This is a genomic window from Stenotrophomonas sp. YJH_SMC_25 (assembly GCF_059369595.1).
On record NZ_JCAFSV010000018.1, the window covers coordinates 38,705 to 59,123 of the forward strand.

Annotated in this window: 19 protein-coding genes; 9 read left to right on the plus strand and 10 right to left on the minus strand. The window is 68.5% G+C overall.

The features are described 5' to 3' along the window. Window positions 1–51: 51 nt before the first annotated feature. Genes AC5P7E_RS19000 through AC5P7E_RS19010 form a run of 3 tightly spaced genes read left to right on the plus strand, consistent with a single transcriptional unit; the run spans window position 52 to window position 2,280 of the window. A complete protein-coding gene (locus tag AC5P7E_RS19000) occupies window positions 52–969 on the plus strand; it encodes a bestrophin family protein (RefSeq protein ID WP_005411547.1) in 918 nt (305 codons plus the stop codon). Window positions 970–988: 19 nt separating this feature from the next. After that, window positions 989–1,978: a porphobilinogen synthase gene (hemB, locus tag AC5P7E_RS19005; protein WP_005414824.1), complete on the plus strand. Its 990-nt coding sequence runs from the start codon at window positions 989–991 to the stop codon at window positions 1,976–1,978. Window positions 1,979–2,010: 32 nt separating this feature from the next. Next, entirely contained in the window at window positions 2,011–2,280 is a 270-nt protein-coding gene (locus tag AC5P7E_RS19010) for a hypothetical protein (protein WP_005411545.1), read from the plus strand. 82 nt (window positions 2,281–2,362) lie between these two features. Here the strand turns inward: AC5P7E_RS19010 and AC5P7E_RS19015 are convergent, their stop codons facing one another. Next, the gene (locus AC5P7E_RS19015; protein WP_012481557.1) at window positions 2,363–3,226 is read right to left on the minus strand and encodes a TolB-like translocation protein; all 864 of its coding nucleotides are present in this window, start codon (window positions 3,224–3,226) and stop codon (window positions 2,363–2,365) included. A 49-nt stretch (window positions 3,227–3,275) separates the two neighbouring features. Between AC5P7E_RS19015 and aroE the strand changes: the two genes are divergently transcribed. From aroE to dinG, 3 genes are all read left to right on the plus strand, one after another. Continuing rightward, window positions 3,276–4,121, plus strand: a complete 846-nt coding sequence (aroE, locus tag AC5P7E_RS19020; protein WP_033833778.1) for a shikimate dehydrogenase — start codon at window positions 3,276–3,278, stop codon at window positions 4,119–4,121. Window positions 4,122–4,124: 3 nt separating this feature from the next. Continuing rightward, window positions 4,125–4,478 carry a hypothetical protein gene (locus tag AC5P7E_RS19025; RefSeq protein ID WP_005411542.1) on the plus strand — a complete coding sequence of 118 codons (354 nt, stop codon included), beginning with the start codon at window positions 4,125–4,127 and terminating at the stop codon, window positions 4,476–4,478. 167 nt (window positions 4,479–4,645) lie between these two features. Then, a complete protein-coding gene (dinG, locus tag AC5P7E_RS19030) occupies window positions 4,646–6,748 on the plus strand; it encodes an ATP-dependent DNA helicase DinG (RefSeq protein WP_005411541.1) in 2,103 nt (700 codons plus the stop codon). Window positions 6,749–6,878: 130 nt separating this feature from the next. On the opposite strand, the gene ilvD is transcribed toward dinG, so the two are convergent. Further along, window positions 6,879–8,717 carry a dihydroxy-acid dehydratase gene (gene ilvD, locus AC5P7E_RS19035; RefSeq protein ID WP_076739706.1) on the minus strand — a complete coding sequence of 613 codons (1,839 nt, stop codon included), beginning with the start codon at window positions 8,715–8,717 and terminating at the stop codon, window positions 6,879–6,881. 457 nt (window positions 8,718–9,174) lie between these two features. On the opposite strand from ilvD, the gene AC5P7E_RS19040 reads away from it, so the two are divergent. From AC5P7E_RS19040 to AC5P7E_RS19050, 3 genes are read left to right on the plus strand one after another with little or no spacing between them, the layout of a single operon-like run. Further along, window positions 9,175–9,747: a DUF1190 domain-containing protein gene (locus AC5P7E_RS19040; RefSeq protein ID WP_005411539.1), complete on the plus strand. Its 573-nt coding sequence runs from the start codon at window positions 9,175–9,177 to the stop codon at window positions 9,745–9,747. A 7-nt stretch (window positions 9,748–9,754) separates the two neighbouring features. After that, complete coding sequence (locus tag AC5P7E_RS19045) at window positions 9,755–10,933, plus strand: glutathionylspermidine synthase family protein (RefSeq protein WP_049397686.1); 1,179 nt, start codon at window positions 9,755–9,757, stop codon at window positions 10,931–10,933. Beyond that, window positions 10,933–11,580, plus strand: a complete 648-nt coding sequence (locus tag AC5P7E_RS19050; RefSeq protein ID WP_111118377.1) for a hypothetical protein — start codon at window positions 10,933–10,935, stop codon at window positions 11,578–11,580. The genes AC5P7E_RS19045 and AC5P7E_RS19050 overlap by 1 nt, the downstream gene beginning before the upstream one ends. A gap of 377 nt (window positions 11,581–11,957) precedes the next feature. On the opposite strand, the gene AC5P7E_RS19055 is transcribed toward AC5P7E_RS19050, so the two are convergent. The 8 genes from AC5P7E_RS19055 to AC5P7E_RS19090 form a co-directional block, all read right to left on the minus strand. Continuing rightward, window positions 11,958–13,256 (minus strand): DUF58 domain-containing protein, encoded by a 1,299-nt coding sequence (locus AC5P7E_RS19055; protein ID WP_114619040.1) that lies wholly within the window; start codon window positions 13,254–13,256, stop codon window positions 11,958–11,960. Beyond that, on the minus strand, window positions 13,253–14,239 hold the full coding sequence (locus AC5P7E_RS19060) for an AAA family ATPase (protein ID WP_005411535.1): 987 nt from the start codon (window positions 14,237–14,239) through the stop codon (window positions 13,253–13,255). Before AC5P7E_RS19060 ends, AC5P7E_RS19055 begins: the two co-directional genes overlap by 4 nt. Next, window positions 14,236–15,420, minus strand: a complete 1,185-nt coding sequence (locus tag AC5P7E_RS19065) for a DUF4350 domain-containing protein (protein ID WP_043035567.1) — start codon at window positions 15,418–15,420, stop codon at window positions 14,236–14,238. The genes AC5P7E_RS19060 and AC5P7E_RS19065 overlap by 4 nt, the downstream gene beginning before the upstream one ends. Continuing rightward, on the minus strand, window positions 15,417–17,039 hold the full coding sequence (locus AC5P7E_RS19070) for a DUF4129 domain-containing protein (protein ID WP_005411533.1): 1,623 nt from the start codon (window positions 17,037–17,039) through the stop codon (window positions 15,417–15,419). Before AC5P7E_RS19070 ends, AC5P7E_RS19065 begins: the two co-directional genes overlap by 4 nt. Further along, complete coding sequence (locus tag AC5P7E_RS19075; protein WP_005411532.1) at window positions 17,029–18,021, minus strand: stage II sporulation protein M; 993 nt, start codon at window positions 18,019–18,021, stop codon at window positions 17,029–17,031. The genes AC5P7E_RS19070 and AC5P7E_RS19075 overlap by 11 nt, the downstream gene beginning before the upstream one ends. Further along, window positions 18,018–18,707: an RDD family protein gene (locus tag AC5P7E_RS19080; RefSeq protein WP_005414811.1), complete on the minus strand. Its 690-nt coding sequence runs from the start codon at window positions 18,705–18,707 to the stop codon at window positions 18,018–18,020. Before AC5P7E_RS19080 ends, AC5P7E_RS19075 begins: the two co-directional genes overlap by 4 nt. Window positions 18,708–18,830: 123 nt before the next feature. Beyond that, entirely contained in the window at window positions 18,831–19,361 is a 531-nt protein-coding gene (locus AC5P7E_RS19085; protein WP_005411530.1) for a gamma carbonic anhydrase family protein, read from the minus strand. 140 nt (window positions 19,362–19,501) lie between these two features. After that, window positions 19,502–20,323 (minus strand): nucleotidyltransferase domain-containing protein, encoded by an 822-nt coding sequence (locus tag AC5P7E_RS19090; RefSeq protein WP_005411529.1) that lies wholly within the window; start codon window positions 20,321–20,323, stop codon window positions 19,502–19,504. Window positions 20,324–20,419: the final 96 nt, after the last annotated feature.

Below are 20,419 nucleotides of genomic sequence, written 5' to 3' on the forward strand. Positions count from 1 at the left end.
CTGCGCGAGCCCCCCGCGTGCCTGTGAATCCGCGCCCCGCGCGGCTGCCCCATGATCATCCGACCCCGTCCCCACGGCTGGCAACTTCTGTACATCCTGCGCGGTTCGATCGTCAAAGCGATCGCGCCGAAGGTGCTGGCCATCCTGATCCTGTCCATCGCCGTGGCTGCGGTGGTCGAACTGGCGCCCCCCACCGGCATCGAACGCGTGTCGGTGACCCCGTTCACCCTGCTTGGCCTGGTGCTGTCGATCTTCCTCAGCTTCCGCAACAGCGCCTGCTACGACCGCTGGTGGGAAGGACGCAAGCTGTGGGGCCAGCTGGTCTACGAATCGCGTTCGCTGGCGCGCCAGGTAAACCTGCTGCTGGCCGACGACGCGGGCCGTCGTCGTCGCGTCGCCTACCTCACCACCGCGTTCGCCCATGCGCTGGCGGCGCGACTGCGTGGTCGCATCGTCGCCCTGGCAGCACTGCCGTGGCTGGACAAGCGCCAGCGCGAACAGCTGGGCCAGCGCGAGAACGTGCCCGATGCACTGCTGGCGATGATCGCGGCCGAACTGGCGCATGCGCTGCGCGCCGGCCAGCTCGAGCCCATCCTCTACACCCAGCTGGAAGAGCGCCTGCACGCGATGTCGTCGATCCAGGCCGGCTGCGAGCGCATCCTCACCACGCCGCTGCCGTTCGCCTACACCCTGCTGCTGCACCGCTGCGCGTGGATGTTCTGCGTGCTGCTGCCGTTCGGCCTGGCCAGTTCGCTGGGCTGGGGCACGCCGGTGCTGTCGGCGGTGCTGGCCTATGCCTTCTTCGGCCTGGACCAGCTGGGCGAAGAAATGGAAGACCCGTTCGGCCTGGAGCCGAACGACCTGCCGCTGGACGCGCTGGTGCGCACGATCGAGATCGACCAGCTCGATGCGCTCGGCGAACGCCCGTTGCCCGAACCCCTGCTGCCGCAGGGCTACCTGTTGCAATAGCCACTCCTCGGAGCCTGCCATGTCCCACCCGCTGTACCGCCCGCGCCGCATGCGCCACGACGAGTTCTCGCGCCGCCTGATGCGCGAGAACACGCTGACCACCGACGACCTGATCTACCCGGTGTTCGTGCACGAACTGGCCGGCCGCACCGCAGTGCCGTCGATGCCGGGCGTGGAGCGGCTGTCGATCGAAGAACTGCTGAAGGTGGCCGAAGAGGCGCTGGAGCTGGGCATTCCGGTGATCGACCTGTTCCCGGTGATCGACCCGTCGCTGAAATCGCTGGATGCATCGGCGGCGTGGGCCGAGGACGGCCTGGCGCAACGCGCGATCCGCGCGCTGAAGTCGCGCTTCCCGGAACTGGGGGTGATGACCGATGTGGCGCTGGACCCGTACACCACCCACGGCCAGGACGGCATCATCGACGACAAGGGCTATGTACTGAACGACATCACCGTCGAAGCGCTGGTCAAGCAGTCGGTGTCGCATGCCGAAGCCGGCGTCGACATCGTTTCGCCGTCGGACATGATGGATGGCCGCATCGGCGCGATCCGCCGTGCGCTGGATGCCGACAACCACGTCAACGTGCGCATCATGGCTTACTCGGCCAAGTACGCCTCGGCGTTCTACGGTCCGTTCCGTGATGCGGTGGGCAGCGCGGCCAGCCTCGGCAAGGCCGACAAGAAGACCTACCAGATGGACCCGGCCAACGGCGACGAGGCCCTGCGCGAGATCGCGCTGGACCTGGAAGAGGGCGCCGACATGGTGATGGTCAAGCCGGGCATGCCGTACCTGGACCTGGTGCGCCGGGTGAAGGAAAAATTCGGCGTGCCGACCTTCGCCTATCAGGTCAGTGGCGAGTACGCGATGATGAAGGCCGCCTTCGCCAACGGCTGGCTGGACGAGCGCGCCTGCGTGCTGGAGTCGCTGCTGGGCTTCAAGCGGGCCGGTGCCGATGGCGTGCTGACCTATTTCGCGCCGCAGGTGGCGCGATGGCTGCGCGAGCGCTGACAATAGCGCCACGATAGACGGAGGACTGCGCGATGGGACCCGAACTGGGATGGATGCAATGGCTGATCTGGGGCACCGGCACGCTGGTGTTCGGCGCCATCATCGTCGGTGTCTTCATCGCCGCGTGGCGCGCGGGCAAGCGCCCACCGGAGCAGCTCTCCGCCGCCCGCCACGTGGCCCGTGAGCAGGCCCTGCCGGACAGCGTGCAGGCCGAGCTGGCCGCGCTGAACCAGCGCAAGGACAATGGCCAGCTGAGCGAGATGGAGTACGAGCAGTTGCGCGCCAAGGTGTTGTCGCGCTGACGGGCAATGCCCGGGGTCGGATCCCTTTCCGCAGGAAAGGGCTCTGACCCCTTCGCGGGCGCCATCCACGCGCGGCGTGGATCTACCGCACGCACCCGGCCACCGCCGCCACCTTCGGCACCGCCAACCGGTACACGTCCACGCCACCGGCACGCGGTGCCCTGGCCGCGCTGCTGGCCACCATCATTTCGCCTGGCTTGGCGTTGTCGATCACCGGCGCGCCGGTCCAGCCGCCGGTCTGGTTGAACGACAGTCCCAACGGTTGCAGGGCCGCGCCACTCCACGCGCAGCCGCTGCTCCACACCTGTGCGGTCGTGCCGTTGCCGCGGCTGAACACCACCGCGCCATCGTTGCCCAGCCAGTCGCCGTCGGTCTCGTCATCGGCGCTGTTCAACGCTGTCAATGCGGTGGCAGGGCCGCGCATGCCCTGCGCATCCAGCGTCGCCACGAACAGGTTCCAGCCGGCGCCACGGCCCTGTTGGCGGGCAAACAGCAGCCGCGTGCCGTCCGCGCTCAGGGCCGGCCCGCGCTCTTCGTGGCGTCCACCGTCGCCGGCCATGGGGTGCGCCTTGCCCAGCCGGCCATCGGCTTCCACTGCAGCCCGGTACAGCGCCAGCGCGCCTTCGCGGCCGGCGGCGAACAACAGCCAGCGGCCGTCGCGGCTGAAGTACGGATCGCGGGCCTCACCGGCCACGCCCACCGCCAGGGCCTGCGCCTGCTGCCAGCGGCCATCGACCACGCGCGCCTCCCACAGGCCCCAGCCGGCTTCGCCGCGGCGGGCGAAGACGATGCGCCGGCCATCGGCACTGATCGTGGCGCGGCCCTCGTCGGCACGGGTCGAGACCACGCCCATGCCTTCGATGCCGTACTCGTTCAACGCCATCGCCACGGGGGCAGAGAGTAGACTGGCGGCAAGCACCAGCAGGGGCAGGGTGATGCGCATCATCCGGTTCCATGCACGAACAGAGCATCAGTCTAGCCAGCTTGAGGATTCCATGACCGACCGTTACGCCGTCTTCGGACACCCCGTTGCCCACTCGAAGTCGCCGCAGATCCACGCGACGTTCGGTCGCCAGGAAGGCATCGCGGTGGATTACCGCGCGATCGACCTGGCCCCGGAGGCGTTCCTGGCCGGCCTGGAGGCCTTCGCCGCCGACGGCGGTGTCGGCGCCAACGTCACCTCGCCGCACAAGGAGGCCGCGTTCTCGGTGTGCACCACCCTGACCGCACGCGCGCGCCGCGCCGGTTCGGTCAACACGCTGCTGCGCAAGGGCGACCGCTGGCATGGCGACACCACCGACGGCATCGGCCTGGTGCGTGACCTGACCGACCGCCATGGCCTGGACCTGCGTGGCCGCCGCATGTTGCTGATCGGTGCCGGTGGCTCCGCGCGCAGCGTCGCCCCGGCGCTGCTTGATGCCGGCATCACCGAGCTGGTGGTGGTCAACCGCACGCCGGAACGCGCCGATGAACTGATCGATGCGATGGGTGAGCCGGGTCGCGCGATCAGCCGCTACTGGGAAGACCTGCGTGATCTGGGTGACTTCGAACTGATCGTCAACGCCACCTCGGCCGGCCGCGACCGCGACGTCGAGTTCAAGCTGCCGCTGTCGCTGGTCAACTCGATGACCACCGCCGTCGACCTCAACTACGGCGAAGCGGCGATCGCCTTCCTGGCCTGGGCGCGCGCCGCGGAGTGCCGCAATACGGTCGATGGCCTGGGCATGCTGGTCGAGCAGGCCGCTGAGAGTTTCCTGCAGTGGCACGGTGTGCGCCCGCAGACCGACGAGGTCTACCAGTCGCTGCGCCAGGGCTCGGCCGTGCTGGCCGGCGAGGACTGATCGATGGACGGCACAACCCTGCTGGTCACGGTGCTGAGCATGGTGGGCGTGCGCCTGCCGGTGCTGATCGCGCTGTGCGTGGGCCTGGTCTGGGTGGTCGGCGCACCGCGCGATGCCACCCGCACCGGTGCCCTGGTCGGCCTGCTGCTGTTGCTGCTGGCCAGCCTCGGCGGCATGGCGGCGGGCATCCTGCCGATGTGGATGGTCCGCAGCGGTGATTTCAGTGCCGTGTCGAGCTTGAGTGCCATCCTCGGCGTGCTGCATTTCGCGCTGGCGATGGTCGAGGCCATCGGTGTGGTGCTGGTGGTGTGGGCGCTGGTGCGCCTGCTGCGTACCCGTACGCTCCCGGCCGCCTGACCGGTCGCGCCGGGCCATGCCCGGCGTATCTGCCCCTGGGATGGTCCGGTCATTGGACCGGGACCGCCAGCGGGCGTCGTCGCTGGCCCGTTCAGGGTCCCAGCGGCGGTGAATGCGGCCGGCCATGCGACAATGCCCGGCCTGATCCAGCTACGGTAATTCCCGGCGTGACCGAAACCGTCGCCGCTCCGCGCACCCTCGATGACACCTTGAAGGACGCGATCCGCAAGGCGTACACGACGCTGCAGGCCAATACCCCCGGCTTTTCCACCCGTCGCTCGCAGAGCCAGATGATCGGCGTGGTGTCGCGTGCGCTGTCGAAAAGCGGTGGCGTCGGCGTGGTCGAGGCGCCCACCGGCGTCGGCAAGAGCCTGGGCTACCTCACCGCAGGCGTGCCGATCGCATTGGCCAGCAAGAAGAAGCTGGTGATCAGCACCGGCACCGTGGCGCTGCAGTCGCAGCTGGTCGAGCGCGATATCCCGAATTTCCTGAAAGCCACCGGCCTGGAGGCGACCGTGGCGCTGGCCAAGGGCCGTACCCGCTACCTGTGCACGCGCAATGCCGCCGAGGCGCAGGGCGAGGGCTCGCAGGGCGGCATGTTCGAGGATGACGCGCCGCTGTTCGACCGGCCGCTGGCGCCGATCGAAATGGACATCGCCAAGCGCCTGACCGACGCCTTCACCAGTGGCAGCTGGGATGGCGATATCGACAACGCACCGGAGACCATCAGCCCCGGCCTGCGCAGCCGCATCACCACGCCGGCTTCGGGTTGCGCCGGGCGCCGTTGTGCGTACTCGGCACAGTGCGCGGTGCTGCGTTCGCGCAACACCGTGCGTGACGCGCAGATCGTGGTCACCAATCACGCGCTGCTGCTGTCGGCGCTGTCGATCGGCGACAGCGACAACGGCCAGCCGTTGATCGCACCGCCGTCGGACATGCTGCTGGTGCTGGACGAAGGCCATCACATCGGCAACGTGGCGATCGACCAGGGCGCGGCCAGCCTGGCGCTGGACGAGATGGCCAAGCGTACCGGCCGCCTGCAGATCCTGATCGCCGGCGCCTACCGCGCGGTCGACAAGGATCGCCTTGGCAACCTGCTGCCGAACGAAGCGATCGAGGTGGCCAGCAACGTGGCCAAGCAGCTGCGCGCGTTCCGCGATCATATCGAGCGGGTGTGGATGCCGGCGCCGGCGGACGAAGAGCCGATGTGGCGCGCGGCCAATGGGCGACTGCCCGAGGCCTGGCGCGAGCCGATCGAGGCGTTGGCTGACGATACCCGCAGCCTCTACAACTGGGCGCACGCCGCCACCGCGCAGGTGGCCAAGGGCAAGCCGGACGATGCCGCGCGCGAGCGCCTGCAGCGCAACCTGGGCATGGCGCTGGAAATGATCGAGCAGCAGTACAACCTGTGGCAGGCCTGGCGTCGCGAAGACAAGGACGGTGCGCCGCCGATGGCGCGCTGGGTCACCGCCACCCGCGACGGCGACCTGGTGCTGCACGGCTCGCCGGTTTCGGCCGCGCACGTGCTGCGCAAGCTGCTGTGGGATGAAGTGGACTCGGTGGTGATGACCTCGGCGACGCTGACCGGCGGCGGCGATTTCCAGTCGCTGGCGATCGACAACGGCATTCCGGAAGAGGCCGAGATGGTCTCGCTGTCGTCACCGTTCGACCTGCCCAACCAGGCCGAACTGATCGTGCCGAAATTCCCGGTCACTCCGGACGACCGCGAAGGCCATCCGCGCGAAGTGGCGCGCTATCTCGACACCGAGCTGGACTGGGCCAAAGGCTCGATGGTGCTGTTCACCTCGCGCTGGAAGATGGAGAAGGTGGCCGGGCTGATGTCGGCCGCGCGCCGCAAGCAGGTGCTGGTTCAGGGCGAGATGTCCAAGACCCGCCTGATCGACGAGCACCTGCGCCGCGTGGCCGCAGGCGAGGGTTCGGTGCTGTTCGGACTGAACTCGTTCGGCGAAGGCCTCGACCTGCCCGGTGAAGCCTGCACCACGGTGGTGATCACCCAGGTGCCATTCGCGGTGCCGACCGATCCGCAGACCGCCACCCTCAGCGAATGGTTCGAGGGGCGTGGGCTGAATGCCTTCAACCTGATCGCCATTCCGCATGCGTTGCGCACGCTGACCCAGTTCGCAGGCCGCCTGATCCGCACTTCCACCGACACCGGCCGCGTGATCATCCTCGATTCGCGGCTGCTGACCCGCCGCTACGGCAAGCGCATCATCGACGCGCTGCCGCCGTTCAAGCGCGTGATCGGCTGACCGGTAGTGCCGGCCGCTGGCCGGAAAAAAGGGGACGGAGGGAATTAAGTCGTTTTAGGCACAAACGACTTAATTCCCTCCGTCCCCTTTTCCCAGATGCCGGCCAGCGGCCGGCATTACCGTATGGCGGTCAATCGCCCAGAAGCGCGGTGTTGCGTACGGCGCCCTTGTCGGCGCTGGTGGCGAGCAGGGCGTAGGCCTTCAGCGCGCTGGTGACCTTGCGTGGGCGCGGTGCGCGCGGCTTCCAACCACGCGCATCGGCGTCGGCGCGGCGCTGGGCCAGCGTGGTCTCATCCAGCAGCAGGTCGATGCGGCGGGCCGGAATGTCGATGCGGATGCGGTCGCCATCTTCCACCAGGCCGATGACACCGCCGCTGGCGGCTTCCGGCGAGACATGGCCGATCGACAGGCCGGAGGTGCCGCCGGAGAAGCGGCCATCGGTGAGCAGTGCGCACTGTTTGCCCAGTCCCTTCGATTTCAGATAGCTGGTCGGGTACAGCATTTCCTGCATGCCGGGGCCGCCCTTCGGGCCTTCGTAGCGGATCACCACCACCTCGCCCGGCTGCACTTCGTCGGCGAGGATGCCGGCCACGGCGGCGTCCTGGCTTTCATAGACACGCGCGGGACCTTCGAACACGTGGATCGATTCGTCCACGCCGGCGGTCTTCACCACGCAGCCATCCACGGCCAGGTTGCCGCGCAGCACGGCCAGCCCGCCTTCCAGCGAATACGCATGCTGCAGCGAGCGGATGCAGCCCTCGGCGCGGTCCACGTCCAGCGTCGGCCAGCGCGTGGCCTGGCTGAAGGCTTCCTGGGTGGGGATGCCGGCCGGGCCAGCCTTGAAGAACGTGTGCAGGGTGTCGTTGTCACTGCGCACCACGTCCCAGCGTTCCAGTGCTTCGGCCAGGCTGGCGCTGTGCACGGTCGGCACCGTGGTTTCGAGCAGGCCGGCGCGGTCCAGCTCACCGAGGATGCCGAACACACCGCCGGCGCGATGCACGTCCTCGATGTGGTACTTCGGCGTATTCGGCGCCACTTTGCACAGCTGCGGTACGCGCCGCGACAGCGCGTCGATGTGGGTCAGGTCGAAGTCGACCTCCGCTTCCTGCGCGGCGGCCAGCAGGTGCAGGATGGTGTTGGTGGAACCGCCCATGGCGATGTCGAGGGTCATCGCATTGGCAAACGCCGCCTGGGTGGCGATGCCGCGCGGCAGCGCGCTCGGGTCTTCGCCGCCATACCAGCGATGGCAGAGTTCGACGATCAGGCGGCCGGCACGGCGGAACAGCGCCTCACGGTCGGCGTGGGTGGCCAGCGTGGTGCCGTTGCCGGGCAGTGACAGGCCCAGTGCTTCGGTCAGGCAGTTCATCGAGTTGGCGGTGAACATGCCCGAGCAGGAGCCGCAGGTGGGGCAGGCGCTGCGTTCGAACGCTGCCACCTTCTCGTCGGAAGCGCTGTCATCGGCAGCCACCACCATCGCATCGACCAGATCCAGCTTGTGCTCGGACAGCTTGGTCTTGCCCGCTTCCATCGGCCCGCCGGAAACGAACACCACCGGGATGTTCAGGCGCAGCGCGGCCATCAGCATGCCGGGGGTGATCTTGTCGCAGTTGCTGATGCACACCAGTGCGTCGGCGCAATGCGCGTTGACCATGTACTCCACGGCGTCGGCGATGATCTCGCGGCTGGGCAGCGAATACAGCATGCCGTCGTGGCCCATCGCGATGCCGTCGTCCACGGCGATGGTGTTGAATTCCTTGGCGACGCCGCCGACCTGCTCGATCTCGCGCGCGACCAGCTGGCCGAGGTCCTTCAGGTGCACGTGGCCGGGCACGAACTGGGTGAAGGAGTTGGCGATGGCGATGATCGGCTTGTGGAAGTCGCCGTCCTTCATGCCGGTGGCACGCCACAGGGCGCGGGCGCCGGCCATGTTGCGGCCGGCGGTGGAGGTGCGGGAACGGTATTCGGGCATGGCTGGCGGAACGGGCAGGCCGTACGACGTGGGGGTCAGCCGATCATGGCCAATTTTTTCGGTTGCTGCTGCAACCACCGGGGAGAGAGCGGCAGGGCTGCGCCCTGCACCCGGGGTAGTGCCGGCCGCTGGCCGGCAACCTCAACAGCAACAGCTGGGCTATCCGTGGGATGGCGGGGTGGGTCCGGCTGCGGGGGACGGCGCAAGTACGTCCATGTAGCCTCGGTCGCGCCATCCATGGCGCTCACGCCCCCGCAACCGGACCCACCCCGCCTTCGACAGTTTCCTGCGATCTGACGGGGTCGGATCCCGTTGCTGCGCGACGGGCTCTGACCCCCGATTCCTGATTGGAGCGACGAAAATGAAAGTCCGTTCATCTTTCGGACTTTGCCGATTCCGGTTGCTGGTCCGGATTTGGCATCATTGGGGCATTGATCCGTCGACAGGGCATGAGGCCATGAAACGTTCCCGCACCACCGCGCTGCTGCTGATGAGCGCCGCGCCGCTGCTGTTCACCGCCTGCCAGAAGGAGCCGGAGGTGAAGGTGCAGGAAGGCCTGTACACGTCGGTCGAGGCCTGCACCGAGGCCACCGGCGATCCGTCGTCGTGCCGCAATGCCTTCGCCGAAGCGCAGAAGCAGGCCGCCGATGCGGCGCCGAAGTACGCCAGCAGGGAAGCCTGCGAGAAGGATTACAAGCCGGAGCAGTGCGTGCAGCAGCACACCTCGGCCGGTACCTCGTTCATCGGCCCGATGATGATGGGCTTCTTCATGTCGCAGATGCTGAGCAACCGCGGAGGCCTGGCACCGCAGGCACCGGCATCGGCGCCGGCCTACCAGGACAAGAATGCGGGTTGGGCGCGCCCGGCACCGGGTGGCACTGGTGGCCTGAACACCGCCAGCGGCATCGGCGCGGGCAAGGCCGGCCTGGCCCCGGTCACCAGCGAACCGAACCGTGCGGTCACTGCCAGCCGTGGTGGCTTCGGCAACACCAGCGCGCGTCGCAGCAGCAGCGGCAGCTACGGCGGCTGATCGACCCATGCAGCGCATCCGGATTGCCGAGCGTGCCCAATGGCGGGCGCGCGCGGAAGAGGCAGGTTTCCGCTTCCACACCATCGACGGCCAGCCGTACTGGGACGAAAGCGCGTACTACGCGTTCACCCTGCGCCAGATCGAGCAGGACATCGAAGACCCCAGCGCCGAGCTGCACCAGATGGCGCTGGACCTGGTCGGCGATGTCATCGCCAGCGAACGCTTGATGGACCAGCTCGCGATTCCGTCGCATTACCGCGACTGGATCGCCGACAGCTGGCGCCAGCGCCAGCCGCATCTGTACGGTCGCCTGGACCTGGCCTACGACGGTACTGGCCCGGCCAAGCTGTACGAACTGAACTACGACACGCCGACCTCGCTGTTCGAGGCCAGCTTCTTCCAATGGCAGTGGCTGGAAGACCAGCGCAACGCCGGTCGCCTGCCGCAGCACGCCGACCAGTTCAACGCGATTCACGAAGCGCTGGTCGAGCGTTTCGGCGAACTGGCCACGCAGCTGCCGCCGCCGCTGTACTTCAGTGCCGTGGGCAGCTCCGAAGAAGACCGCGGCACCGTCGACTATCTGCGCGACTGTGCATCGCAGGCCGGCCTGCATGGCCAGGCCATCGCCATCGAGGACATTGGCCTGTCCGAGGACGGCCGCTTCACCGCGCTGGACGATTCGGTGATCGGCACGCTGTTCAAGCTGTATCCGCTGGAAGACCTGATGGCCGAGGAATTCGGTCGCGCGCTGCCCGGCTCGGGCGTGCAGCTGCTGGAGCCGGCGTGGAAGGCGGTGTTGAGCAACAAGGGCATCCTGCCGCTGCTGTGGCAGCGCAACGTGGGCCATCCGAACCTGCTGGAAGCGCATTTCGATGACGGCAGCACGCTGGCGTCGGGCTGGGTGCGCAAGCCGCTGTTCTCACGCGAAGGGGCCAACATCGAGATGCACTTGGCCGATGGCAGCACCCAGCGCAGCGACGGTCCCTACGATGGCCCGGCGATCATCCAGCGCGCCCATCCGCTCACCCGCTTCGAAGGCGGCTACCCGCTGATCGGCAGCTGGGTGGTGGGTGACCACGCCTGCGGCATCGGCATCCGCGAAGACGACAGCGCGATCACCCGTGACAGTGCGCGCTTCGTGCCGCATGCGATCGTGGACGAGGCGCCGACGCGGATCTACGTCTGATGGCGGTGCGGCGTTGGCCTGGCCGGCATGGGCGTTCTTCGCCCGTGCCTGGCCGGCACTTCGATGACGGGCGCAGCCTGCAGGCCTTCGCGGACCGCGTCGCGGTGCGTTGCCATCGCTGCGACACCCCCGGCTGGGTGGTCGCCAGCTGGGAACCCTACCGGTGGACCGCGCGATTCCGCTGCACCGGCTGCAGTTCTGCACTGGACAGTGGTGACTGGGTCGGTGCGGTCTACATGCTGGGCCGCCAACCTTGTGGATTCTGTGGGCATCAGTGGCTGCACGTGCGTCGTCGGGTTCCCGCTGGCGTTCCTGCACCGGCGTCCTTCGCTGCTCGATGCGCGCAATGTGATCGCAGTACCGATGTTTCGGTCTCGGTGCGTCCGTTGCGTGATGCCGAGCCTGCCGATCCGCACTTCGGATTGCCGCTGCGCCTGGTTGAACCGACCCGCGCGGGCCTGCTCTGGGCCTACAACGCTGAGCATCTGCAGGCACTGCACGAGTACGCGAGCGCAACACTGCGGGAAAGCCGCGGCCATCACCGATCCATGTTCTCGCGCCTGCCGCAGTGGATGAAGCTGGCCCGCAACCGGGTGTTGCTGCAGCGCGCGGTGGAGCGATTGCAGCGGCGGTTGTTGCAGGGGTAATGCCGGCCGCTGGCAGGCAACCGCCGTTGGTAGATGCCGACCCTGGTCGGCGCTGTGGGTTTCGTGCCAACCAAGGTTGGCACCCACCAGAGCGATGCACCGGTTGTTGCAGGGGTAGTGCCGGCCGCTGGCCGGCAACCGCCGTTGGTAGGTGCCGACCCTGGTCGGCGCTTTGGGTTTCGTGCCAACCAAGGTTGGCACCCACCAGGGCGATGCACCGGTTGTTACAGGGGGGGTAGTGCCGGCCGCTGGCCGGAAGCCGGTGTTGGTGGATGCCGACCCTGGTCGGCGCTGTGGGTTTCGTGCCAACCAAGGTTGGCACCCACCAGAGCGATGTGTCGGTAGTGCCGACCGCGGGCCGGCAACCGTTCCTGGTATCAGAGCAGCCCTTCGCGCTTCACCGCCAGATAGCGCTCCACCAGTGCACCGGGCAGGGCGTCGGCGGTCACGTCCAGCACCATCACCTTCTCGCTGCGCAGCGCTTCATGCGCTTTCGCGCGCTGCTGCAGATACAGCGCCGCAGCGCCGGCCTGGGCCGCGTCCTCCAGCGACTGCACCTCATCATCGAGGACAGCATCCAGTTCGCGCTCGCGCAGGCTGGCCACGCACACCAGGTGGCGTTTCTGCAGCAGGCGCACCGCCGCCAGCAGATCCTCGATGTCTTCGTCGCGCACGTTGCTGACCAGCATCACCAGCGCGCGCCGGCGCTGGCGCAGCGACACTTCGGTGGCGGCGGCCAGGTAGTCGGTGGCCACCGCGCGCGGCTGCAGGTCGTAGCTGGCGCGCAGCAGGTGCTCGACGGTGCCCATCCCGCGCTGCGGTGCCACCCAGCGGCGCTCGCCACCGGTGGCGAACAGGCCGGCAGCATCGCCCTGGCGCAGCGCCAGGTAGGCCACCACCAGCGAGGCGTTCAATGCGTGATCGAAGTGCGAGAGCCCGCCCTCGCTGGCCAGCATGCGGCGGCCACTGTCGAGCATCAGCAGCAGCTGCTGGTTCTTCTCGTCCTGGTACTCGCGCGAGACCAGCTTGCGCGCACGCGCGGTGGCCTTCCAGTCCAGCTGGCGCAGACTGTCGCCGATGCGGTACTCGCGCATCTGGTGGAAGTCGGTGCCTTCACCGCGGCGGCGCTTCACGTGTGCACCGACCAGCCGCGAGGCCTGGTCGGCACTGAACAGGGCGAAGCGAGTGAGCGGTGCGAAGTTCGGATAGACCCGCACGTCCAGCACGGGAGGCAGCGTGCGTTGCTGCCACCACAGGCGCCATGGCGAGCGCATGCGCAGATGCACGCCGTCGAAGCGGAAGCGCCCGCGCTGCAGCGGCTGCAGGTGGTAGTGCAGGGTGGACGCGCTGCCGGCCTTCAGGCGCACGCGCTGCGGCAGCGACTCCAGCGGCCAGCCGCCGGGGACCAGGTCGAACACCTGCACCGTCATCGATGCGTCCGCCTGCAGCCGCAGCGCGGCCTCGCGGCGCACGCCCAGTGCCAGCGCTTCGGGCAGCTCACGCTGGATCTGCGGCGATGGACGCCGCGTCTGCCGCCACAGATCCATCAACGCTGGCACGGCAATCGCCACCGCGGCCAGCGCCCAGCTCCAGCGCGGCAGCAGGCCGCCCAGCACCAGGCCACCCAGGGCGGCCCAGGCCAGCAGCAGCGCCAGCAGCAGCGGGGCCGGCCTCATCGGCGCGGTGCTTCCACCTTGGCCAGCAGTGCACCCAGCACGTCGTCGGCGTCCTGGCCTTCGATCTGCAGTTCCGGTGCCAGCGCGATGCGATGGCGCAGCGCGGGGCGCGCGATGTCGCGCACGTCGTCGGGGGTGACGAAGTCACGGCCGGCCAACACCGCCTGCGCGCGCGAGGCACGTACCAGCGCGATGCTGCCACGCGGGCCAGCGCCGACCGCGATACCCGGCCACTGCCTCGTGGCCGCCACAATCCGCACCGCGTAGTCGATCACTTCGTCATCGACGGTGATCGCCGCCGTGGCGCGCTGCAGTTCCAGCAGCTCACCGGCACCGAGCACGCGCGGCACCTGGCTCAGGTCGAAATCGCTGGCGGCGCGGCCGCTGGTGATCGCGGTCACCATGCGCTTCTCGTCCTCCAGCTGCGGGTAGTCGATCAGCACCTTCAGCAGGAAGCGGTCCAGCTGCGCTTCCGGCAGCGGGTAGGTGCCTTCCTGCTCCAGCGGGTTCTGCGTGGCCAGCGCCATGAACGGCGGCGCCAGGGTGAAGGCCTTGCCTTCGATGGTCACCTGGCCTTCCTGCATCACTTCCAGCAGCGCCGACTGGGTCTTGGCCGGTGCGCGGTTGATCTCGTCGGCCAGCAGCAGATTGGTGAACACCGGGCCGCGACGGATCTTGAAGCTCTCGCTCTTCGGGTCGTACACCGCGTGGCCACTGACGTCGCTGGGCATCAGGTCGGGGGTGAACTGCACGCGACCGTAGTCCAGCTCAAGTGCCTGGGCCAGCGCGCGCACCAGCAGGGTCTTGCCCAGCCCGGGCACGCCCTCGATCAGCACGTGGCCACCGGCCAGCAGGGCCACCAGGATCTGGTCCAGCACATCAGCCTGGCCGATGAAGGCGTGGCCGACGGCATCGCGGATGGCATCGACGCGTTCGATCAGGCGGGCGTTGGCGGCCGCCGGCAGCTCGGGGACTTCGGTCATAGCAGGGATCTCATCTGGAGCAGCAAGCGGATGCGCTCGCGCAGGGCGGAGGAATCGTGCGGCGGAGGGGGCGTGAGCGCGCTGGCAACGCGGCCTTGCGGCCACTTCAGCAGCTCGGCGATGGCCTGATCGCGCGGCGCGCCATCGAGTGCGGCGGCAATCGGTGCGCGCAGGCGCAGGCGGTGCAGGAACAGGGCGAGTACGGCCTCGTACAGGCGCGCGCCGTGGCCGAAACGCAGCAGCAGTTCACCACTGGCGCGCACGTGCTCCAGCAGCGAACGGCGTTCCAGAACCGGCGACGGCAGCAGGCTGCCGAAGCGCTGCGAGCGGCCCCACAGCCAACCCAGCAGGGCCAGCAGCAACGGTGCCCACAGCGGCCAGCCCTGATAGAACATGCGCGACCACAGCGACGGCGGGCGGCTGGCATAGACCAGCCAGACCGCACCCTTGCCGTAGTTCGGATCGAGCAGGTAGCGGGTCAGGTCGCGATGCGACGCGTCGTGCAGGCCGTCGCTGGCCTTGCCCCCTGCGGAGGCCAGGCGCGCCGCCGGTGAGTCCACCTCGCTGCGCATGAACTCAATGTCGGCCAGCACGCTCACCTTGCCCTGGCCATGGCGCAGGCGCGCGAACACCAGGTCGCGATCCGTGCCCCAGCGACGTTCGGCCTGCGCACTGGCGGCAAAACCCAGGGTGAAGCGGCGGCCACCGCAGAATTCGACGTGGCCAGGATCGTCGTCGACATGGAATGGCTGGCAGTCGCTGCGCTGGAACAGGCTGTCCACGCCCAGCCGGTCCAGCAAGGGGCCCTGCGTGCTGCCGGCATCGTCCTCGGCCGGCGGCGGTGTACGTACCAGCAGGTGGCCGCCACCGTCGACCCAGTCCAGCAGCGTGCTGGCAACGGGCGGCGGCAGTTCGCTGCTGTCCTGCAGCAGCACCACCGTATCGTTCGGCCCCAGTGCCATCTGCTGCAGTTCCAGCCGCGGCCGCGAGTGCACGTCAATGCCATCGGCGCGCAGCGCCTGGCCGAGTACGTACAGCGGGTTGTAGGCGGCCTCGCCCTGTGGCGGCAGCCGGATCGTCTCGGTCACCCGTTCGTGCGTGCGCAGGTAGAGGATGGTCAGCGGTACACCGAACAGCACCAATGCACCGAGCAGCAGCGACCAGAACAGGCGCGGACTCATGCCTGCCACCCGTACTGCTGGCGCAGGGTATCGGCCAATGCATCGAAATCGGCGCGGCTGGGCAGGCGGCCACCGTAGGCGGCGTACTGCCACATGCGCACGATGCGCGCGAACAGGTCACGGTCGCTGGCCTCGGGCATGCGTCGCGACGCGCGCAGGCATTGCGCTTCGGTAGCCCCGGGTGGAAGCGCGATACCGCTGCGCTCGCCCACCGTGCGCACACTGGCGCGGTACAGCAGGGCCAGCGCCTGCCGCGGCCGGCCCTGGTCCCAGAGCAGGCCAGCCTGGGTGGCCACGTCCGGCGGCAGCACCACCGGCAACTCCACCTGTTCCTCCAGCACCTCCGGTGCAGCGTCGGCCTTGCGCCGGCCACTGCCACGCAGCCATGGCAGCCACAGCCGCGCGGTCAGCAGCAGCACCAGCAGCAGGATGCCGAGCAGGCCCCACAGGCCCCATTCGGCCAGCCGTGCCAGCCAGGCGATGCCGTCCCTGCGCGCTTTGCGTTCACCTTTGCTGTTGGTGTCACGCTGCAGCTGCTTGTCTTCCTTCTTCTTTTCCTCGGCCTGCTCGATCGGCTTCCAGCGGGTGACCTCGCGGGTCGGGCGCTGCAGCGGGTCCTCATAGGCGCGGTTAACCGCTTGACGGAAACCGGCGGTGTCCACCGGCGTGCCACCGAAGATGGTGGCCGGCGTGTTGGCCGGGTCGATGGTCGGTTCATCGTCGTCGTCTTCGGCGGCGATGTCACTGGCGTTGGGCTTGCCCATTGCGCGCCCGGGCTCGGCATCTGCGTCCTGCGCATGCACCGGGGCGGAGACCAGTGGCAGTGCCAGGCACAGCAGCAGCGCCAGCGTCGATGCCGCCGGCAGCAGGCGATCGCGCAGGCGGCGCAGGGCGATTTCGACGTCCCAGGCTTCCATCTGCGTACGCCGGTTCAAGTACAGGCCAAAGCCCGCACCGACGAAGAACGGGCCGATCAGCGCCGACGCCAGCCAGCAGGCCAGATTGAAACCGAAGCGTGCCCATGCCGGCGTGTCCTTGCCGATCATGTCCCAGGCCGCACGCCAGGATTCGGACATCAGGTCCAGTGGCATGAACATGAACACTGCACCGATGGCACCAGATACCAGCACCGCTTCGAACGCCATGCAGGTCACGGTCAGCACTGTCGCCGCACCTGCGGCGCCGGCAGCCACCGCACGGCGGCGTGGACCGCGCTGGCCCGGTGCGTTGCCTTCCAGCAGGTTCACCGGCAGGCACAGGCTGCGCAGCACGCTGAAGCGACGCCAGCCCAGGTAGCCCCAGGAACCAGTGTTGCCCCAGTGACGCTGCGCACGCAGGGCCGAAAGTGTGCTGACCGGTTCGCCGAAGATGCCGCGCGACAGCACATACAGCGGCGCACGCTCGAACAGTGGCTTGCACCACCACATCGCCAGCCAGGCCCAGCCGAAGGCATCCAGCCACCATCCCAGCGCGTTGAAGATCACGAACAACGGAGCACTGGCCAGCAGCCAGCTGCCCCACACGGCGCGCGCATGGCGGCGGGCGAGGGCACTGCCCAGCTCCATAGCTTCCCAGCCGCTGCGTGCACGCAGCACCACGTCCAGACGGTCAATGCGCATGGCCGCCTCCACGCCCGCCACGCCACAGCCACAGCAGCACGCCGGCCCAGAGCACTCCGGCGACGCCGAACTTGGTCCATGCGGGGACTTCAGCGATCGACGACCAGAACGCTTCGATGAAGGCTGCGACCAGCAGCATGAACGCCACGCCCAGGCACAGCCGCGCACCGATGCGGCCACCGTCGACCAGCGCGTCCAGGCGGCTGCGCCGGCCCGGTGCCAGCAGCTTCATGCCCAGCTGCAGGCCGGCACCGCCGGCGATCACGATCGCGGTCAGCTCGAACGCGCCATGGCCGGCCACGAAGCGCCAGAATGGTCCACCGTGTCCGATGTGCTGCAGGTGGCCGGCCACCGCGCCGATGGTGACGCCGTTGAACAGCAGCACCAGCAGCGTACCCAGCCCGGCCAGCAGGCCGCTGGCGAAGGTGCGCAGGGCAATGCTGATGTTGTTGAGGATGTAGTGGCCGAACATCATCCAGTCGGTACCGCTGTCGCGGCCCAGTCGTTCGGCGGCAGGGTCGTACATGCGCTCCATCGCGGCGATCTGGCGGTTGTCCATCAACGTGTGGATCAGGTCCGGGTAGACCTGTACAAGCACGAAGCAGGCGATTGCCGGCAGCGCGAACATCGCCAGCGCCACCCACATGCTGCGTGCCTGGCTGCGCACGAGCAGCGGGAAGTCGGCCACGAGGAATTCCAGCGCGGCGCGCCAGCGCGTCGGCCGTGTGCGGTACAGCACACTGTGGCCCTGCTGCATAAGCTGCTGCAGGCGCTGGACCAGCTGCGGGCTGTAACCGCGCTCGCGGGCCAGCGCCAGCTGCTGGCACAGGCGCCGGTAGCGCTGCGGGACGGCGGTATCGTCCAGTGCCAGGCCGCTGGCCTTGCGGCGCGCGCGGCGCGAGGCGCCGGCACGCAGCAGCAGCCACTGTTCCAGCTCCTGCCATTCCTGCTGGTAGCGGGCGACGAACTGTTCCTGTTTCATCGCCGCCCCAGCAGCCAGTTGGCCATGGCGTACAGGCGCAGCACGGCGACCTGGCCGTGGGTGCCGGTCAGGGGCTCGGCAATGCCGGCCAGCTCCTGCTGGCGGGCCGCCGACAGCCGTGGCGCGCGCTCGGCGAAGGCCATCAGCGCGGCCTGTTCCTCCGGCCGCAGTGGCTGCGGCGGGGCCAGCACGCTGTCGATGGTAGGTGGCGGCGGCAGGTACAGCACAGGCGCGTGCACCACCACGGTGCCGGCCACCAGGTCGCCGAGGCGGCGGCCGTGCGGATCGAACAGGCTGCTGACCAGGCCCAGTGCATAGCCGAACGGCAGCATGTCCACCGTGCGCAGCAGGTTGCGGGTGATCGCCGCCATCCAGCCCACGGGCGCGCCATCGCGGGACAGCACGCGCAGGCCCAGCGCGCGCTTGCCCAGGGTACGGCCCCACAGCGCCTCGCACACGATCGGGTAGACCCAGTAGACCAGGAACATCAGCACCAGGTTGAGGCCGGAGCCGAATTCGTCCAGCACCGCCAGCGGAATCGCCATCAGCACCAGTACCGCGATGCGCACGCCAAGATCGACCAGCCAGGCCATGGCCCGCGGCAGCGGTCCGGCTACCGGCAACTGAAGCAGCACACCCTCCGGCGTCACCACCTCACGGTAGGTATCGAGCATCGGTGCGGCCATCAGCGCGGTGGCCTTCGTTGTGGGCGCCGGAGTCCTCTCCGGCTGGCAACCACAGGCATGGGGGTCTCGACAGGTCCTGGTCGGGCCCAGACTTTAGCAGAGCCGCGCGGCAGCGTTGGCTGCTCAGCCCCGGTATTCGTCCTTCAGCCGCACGTAGTGGTCGGCCGAATAGTGCAGCGACTCGATCTCCTTGTCGCTCAGCGTGCGTGCCGGCCGGGCAGGGTTGCCGACCCACAGCTCGCCTTCGCCCACCACCTTGCCGGGGCCGATCACCGCACCGGCGCCGACGAAGCCATGGCGCTCCACGCGGGCACCGTCGAGGATGCAGGCGCCCATGCCGATCAGGCTGTAATCGCCGATCGTGCAGGCGTGGATGATGCAGCCGTGGCCGACGGTCACGCCTTCGCCGATCAGGGTCGGGTAGCCGGCCTTGTTGTACGGGCTGTGGTGGCTGACGTGGATGATGGTGCCGTCCTGCACGTTGGTGCGTGCACCGATGCGTACGTAATTGACGTCACCGCGGATGACCGTGCCCGGCCACACCGACACGTCGTCGCCCAGTTCCACGTCGCCGATGATCGTGCACGACGGGTCGATGTACACGCGCTCGCCGAGGATGGGCATCTTGTCGCGGAAGGGGCGCAGCGGGTTCATCGGGGTCTCCGGAAATCAGGGCGTTCGCGACGATGATACCCGTGTGGTAGTGCCGGCCGCTGGCCGGCAACCGCGCGGCACGCCTGGATTTCCGTGGTTGCCGGCCAGCGGCCGGCACTACCAGCGGCAGGTGCGGCTCTTCATGCAGGCGCGTGCTCGGCCAGCATCTGCCGGAACAGCTCATCCAGCCACGCAGCATCACCTCGTCCGGCGGGCAGCTGTGGCGCCTGCGCAGTCCGGATGGCCAGTTCACGATCGATGTAGTCGCTGATCGCCGCAATGCGCGGCCCGGCGGCGACCTCGGCGCTGGCCCGTTTGACCGCCAGCAGGGCATCGATGACTTCACGCACCGCACCGTCTGGCAGCAGCCGGTCCAGCAGATCCTCGAAGGCCATCGGCGGGGGTGTCTGTTCGTGCTCTATCCACTGGCAGGCCAGCAGTGGGCGCAGCACGTACAGGTACTTCTTGGTGCGCACCGTTTCGCCACGCAGGTAGCCGCGATGGTTCGAGCGCGCCATGTTGAAGTAGTGCCACCACGTGCCCAGCGGCGAATGGAACGCTTTCGCTGCTTCCCACAACTGTGACACCGCCGCCTGATCCTGCTGGTAGACGATCGGCGAGCGCAGCCACTCGATCAGGGTCGGATTGGATTTTGAAACCAGTCGCAGTGCCTTGCGCAGGTCCCAGCCGCTCACGTCGAGCTCATCGTCGATCGGCAGTTCGATCACATCGCGCTGCGCTTCGCCGGGACCGGTGCTCTCGTTGACGCTGAGATACCAAGGCTGGCGATGCACGTAGATGAAGCGCGCGTCGTAGTCGCTGTCGGGCGAGGAAAAGCCCCAGCCGCGGCTGCCCGACTCGCAGGCCAGCAGCACGCGTACGTCGTAGCGCTGTTCGATGTCAGCCAGGGTGGAAAGGATGGCGGCGCGCTTGTCCGGCGCGATCGGGTGGATGTCGTCCATGCAGTTGTGTTCGTAATGTCGAGCGTGCTCGACTGTAACGCAGGTGCGCACCGGTAGTGCCGGCCGCTGGCCGGCAAGCTCATGGGCGCACTTGGA

Bases quoted from the DNA above. Each gene is read 5' to 3' on its own strand.
- AC5P7E_RS19055 (WP_114619040.1), bottom strand. From the start codon at position 13,256: ATGAGGCCGGCCCCGCTGCTGCTGGCGCTGCTGCTGGCCTGGGCCGCC.
- AC5P7E_RS19090 (WP_005411529.1), bottom strand. From the start codon at position 20,323: ATGGACGACATCCACCCGATCGCGCCGGACAAGCGCGCCGCCATCCTT.
- AC5P7E_RS19015 (WP_012481557.1), bottom strand. From the start codon at position 3,226: ATGATGCGCATCACCCTGCCCCTGCTGGTGCTTGCCGCCAGTCTACTC.
- AC5P7E_RS19050 (WP_111118377.1), top strand. From the start codon at position 10,933: ATGGCGGTGCGGCGTTGGCCTGGCCGGCATGGGCGTTCTTCGCCCGTG.
- AC5P7E_RS19000 (WP_005411547.1), top strand. From the start codon at position 52: ATGATCATCCGACCCCGTCCCCACGGCTGGCAACTTCTGTACATCCTG.
- aroE (WP_033833778.1), top strand. From the start codon at position 3,276: ATGACCGACCGTTACGCCGTCTTCGGACACCCCGTTGCCCACTCGAAG.
- AC5P7E_RS19040 (WP_005411539.1), top strand. From the start codon at position 9,175: ATGAAACGTTCCCGCACCACCGCGCTGCTGCTGATGAGCGCCGCGCCG.
- AC5P7E_RS19075 (WP_005411532.1), bottom strand. From the start codon at position 18,021: ATGAAACAGGAACAGTTCGTCGCCCGCTACCAGCAGGAATGGCAGGAG.
- AC5P7E_RS19080 (WP_005414811.1), bottom strand. From the start codon at position 18,707: ATGGCCGCACCGATGCTCGATACCTACCGTGAGGTGGTGACGCCGGAG.
- AC5P7E_RS19065 (WP_043035567.1), bottom strand. From the start codon at position 15,420: ATGAGTCCGCGCCTGTTCTGGTCGCTGCTGCTCGGTGCATTGGTGCTG.
- AC5P7E_RS19060 (WP_005411535.1), bottom strand. From the start codon at position 14,239: ATGACCGAAGTCCCCGAGCTGCCGGCGGCCGCCAACGCCCGCCTGATC.
- AC5P7E_RS19025 (WP_005411542.1), top strand. From the start codon at position 4,125: ATGGACGGCACAACCCTGCTGGTCACGGTGCTGAGCATGGTGGGCGTG.
- hemB (WP_005414824.1), top strand. From the start codon at position 989: ATGTCCCACCCGCTGTACCGCCCGCGCCGCATGCGCCACGACGAGTTC.
- AC5P7E_RS19010 (WP_005411545.1), top strand. From the start codon at position 2,011: ATGGGACCCGAACTGGGATGGATGCAATGGCTGATCTGGGGCACCGGC.
- ilvD (WP_076739706.1), bottom strand. From the start codon at position 8,717: ATGCCCGAATACCGTTCCCGCACCTCCACCGCCGGCCGCAACATGGCC.
- AC5P7E_RS19085 (WP_005411530.1), bottom strand. From the start codon at position 19,361: ATGAACCCGCTGCGCCCCTTCCGCGACAAGATGCCCATCCTCGGCGAG.
- AC5P7E_RS19070 (WP_005411533.1), bottom strand. From the start codon at position 17,039: ATGCGCATTGACCGTCTGGACGTGGTGCTGCGTGCACGCAGCGGCTGG.
- AC5P7E_RS19045 (WP_049397686.1), top strand. From the start codon at position 9,755: ATGCAGCGCATCCGGATTGCCGAGCGTGCCCAATGGCGGGCGCGCGCG.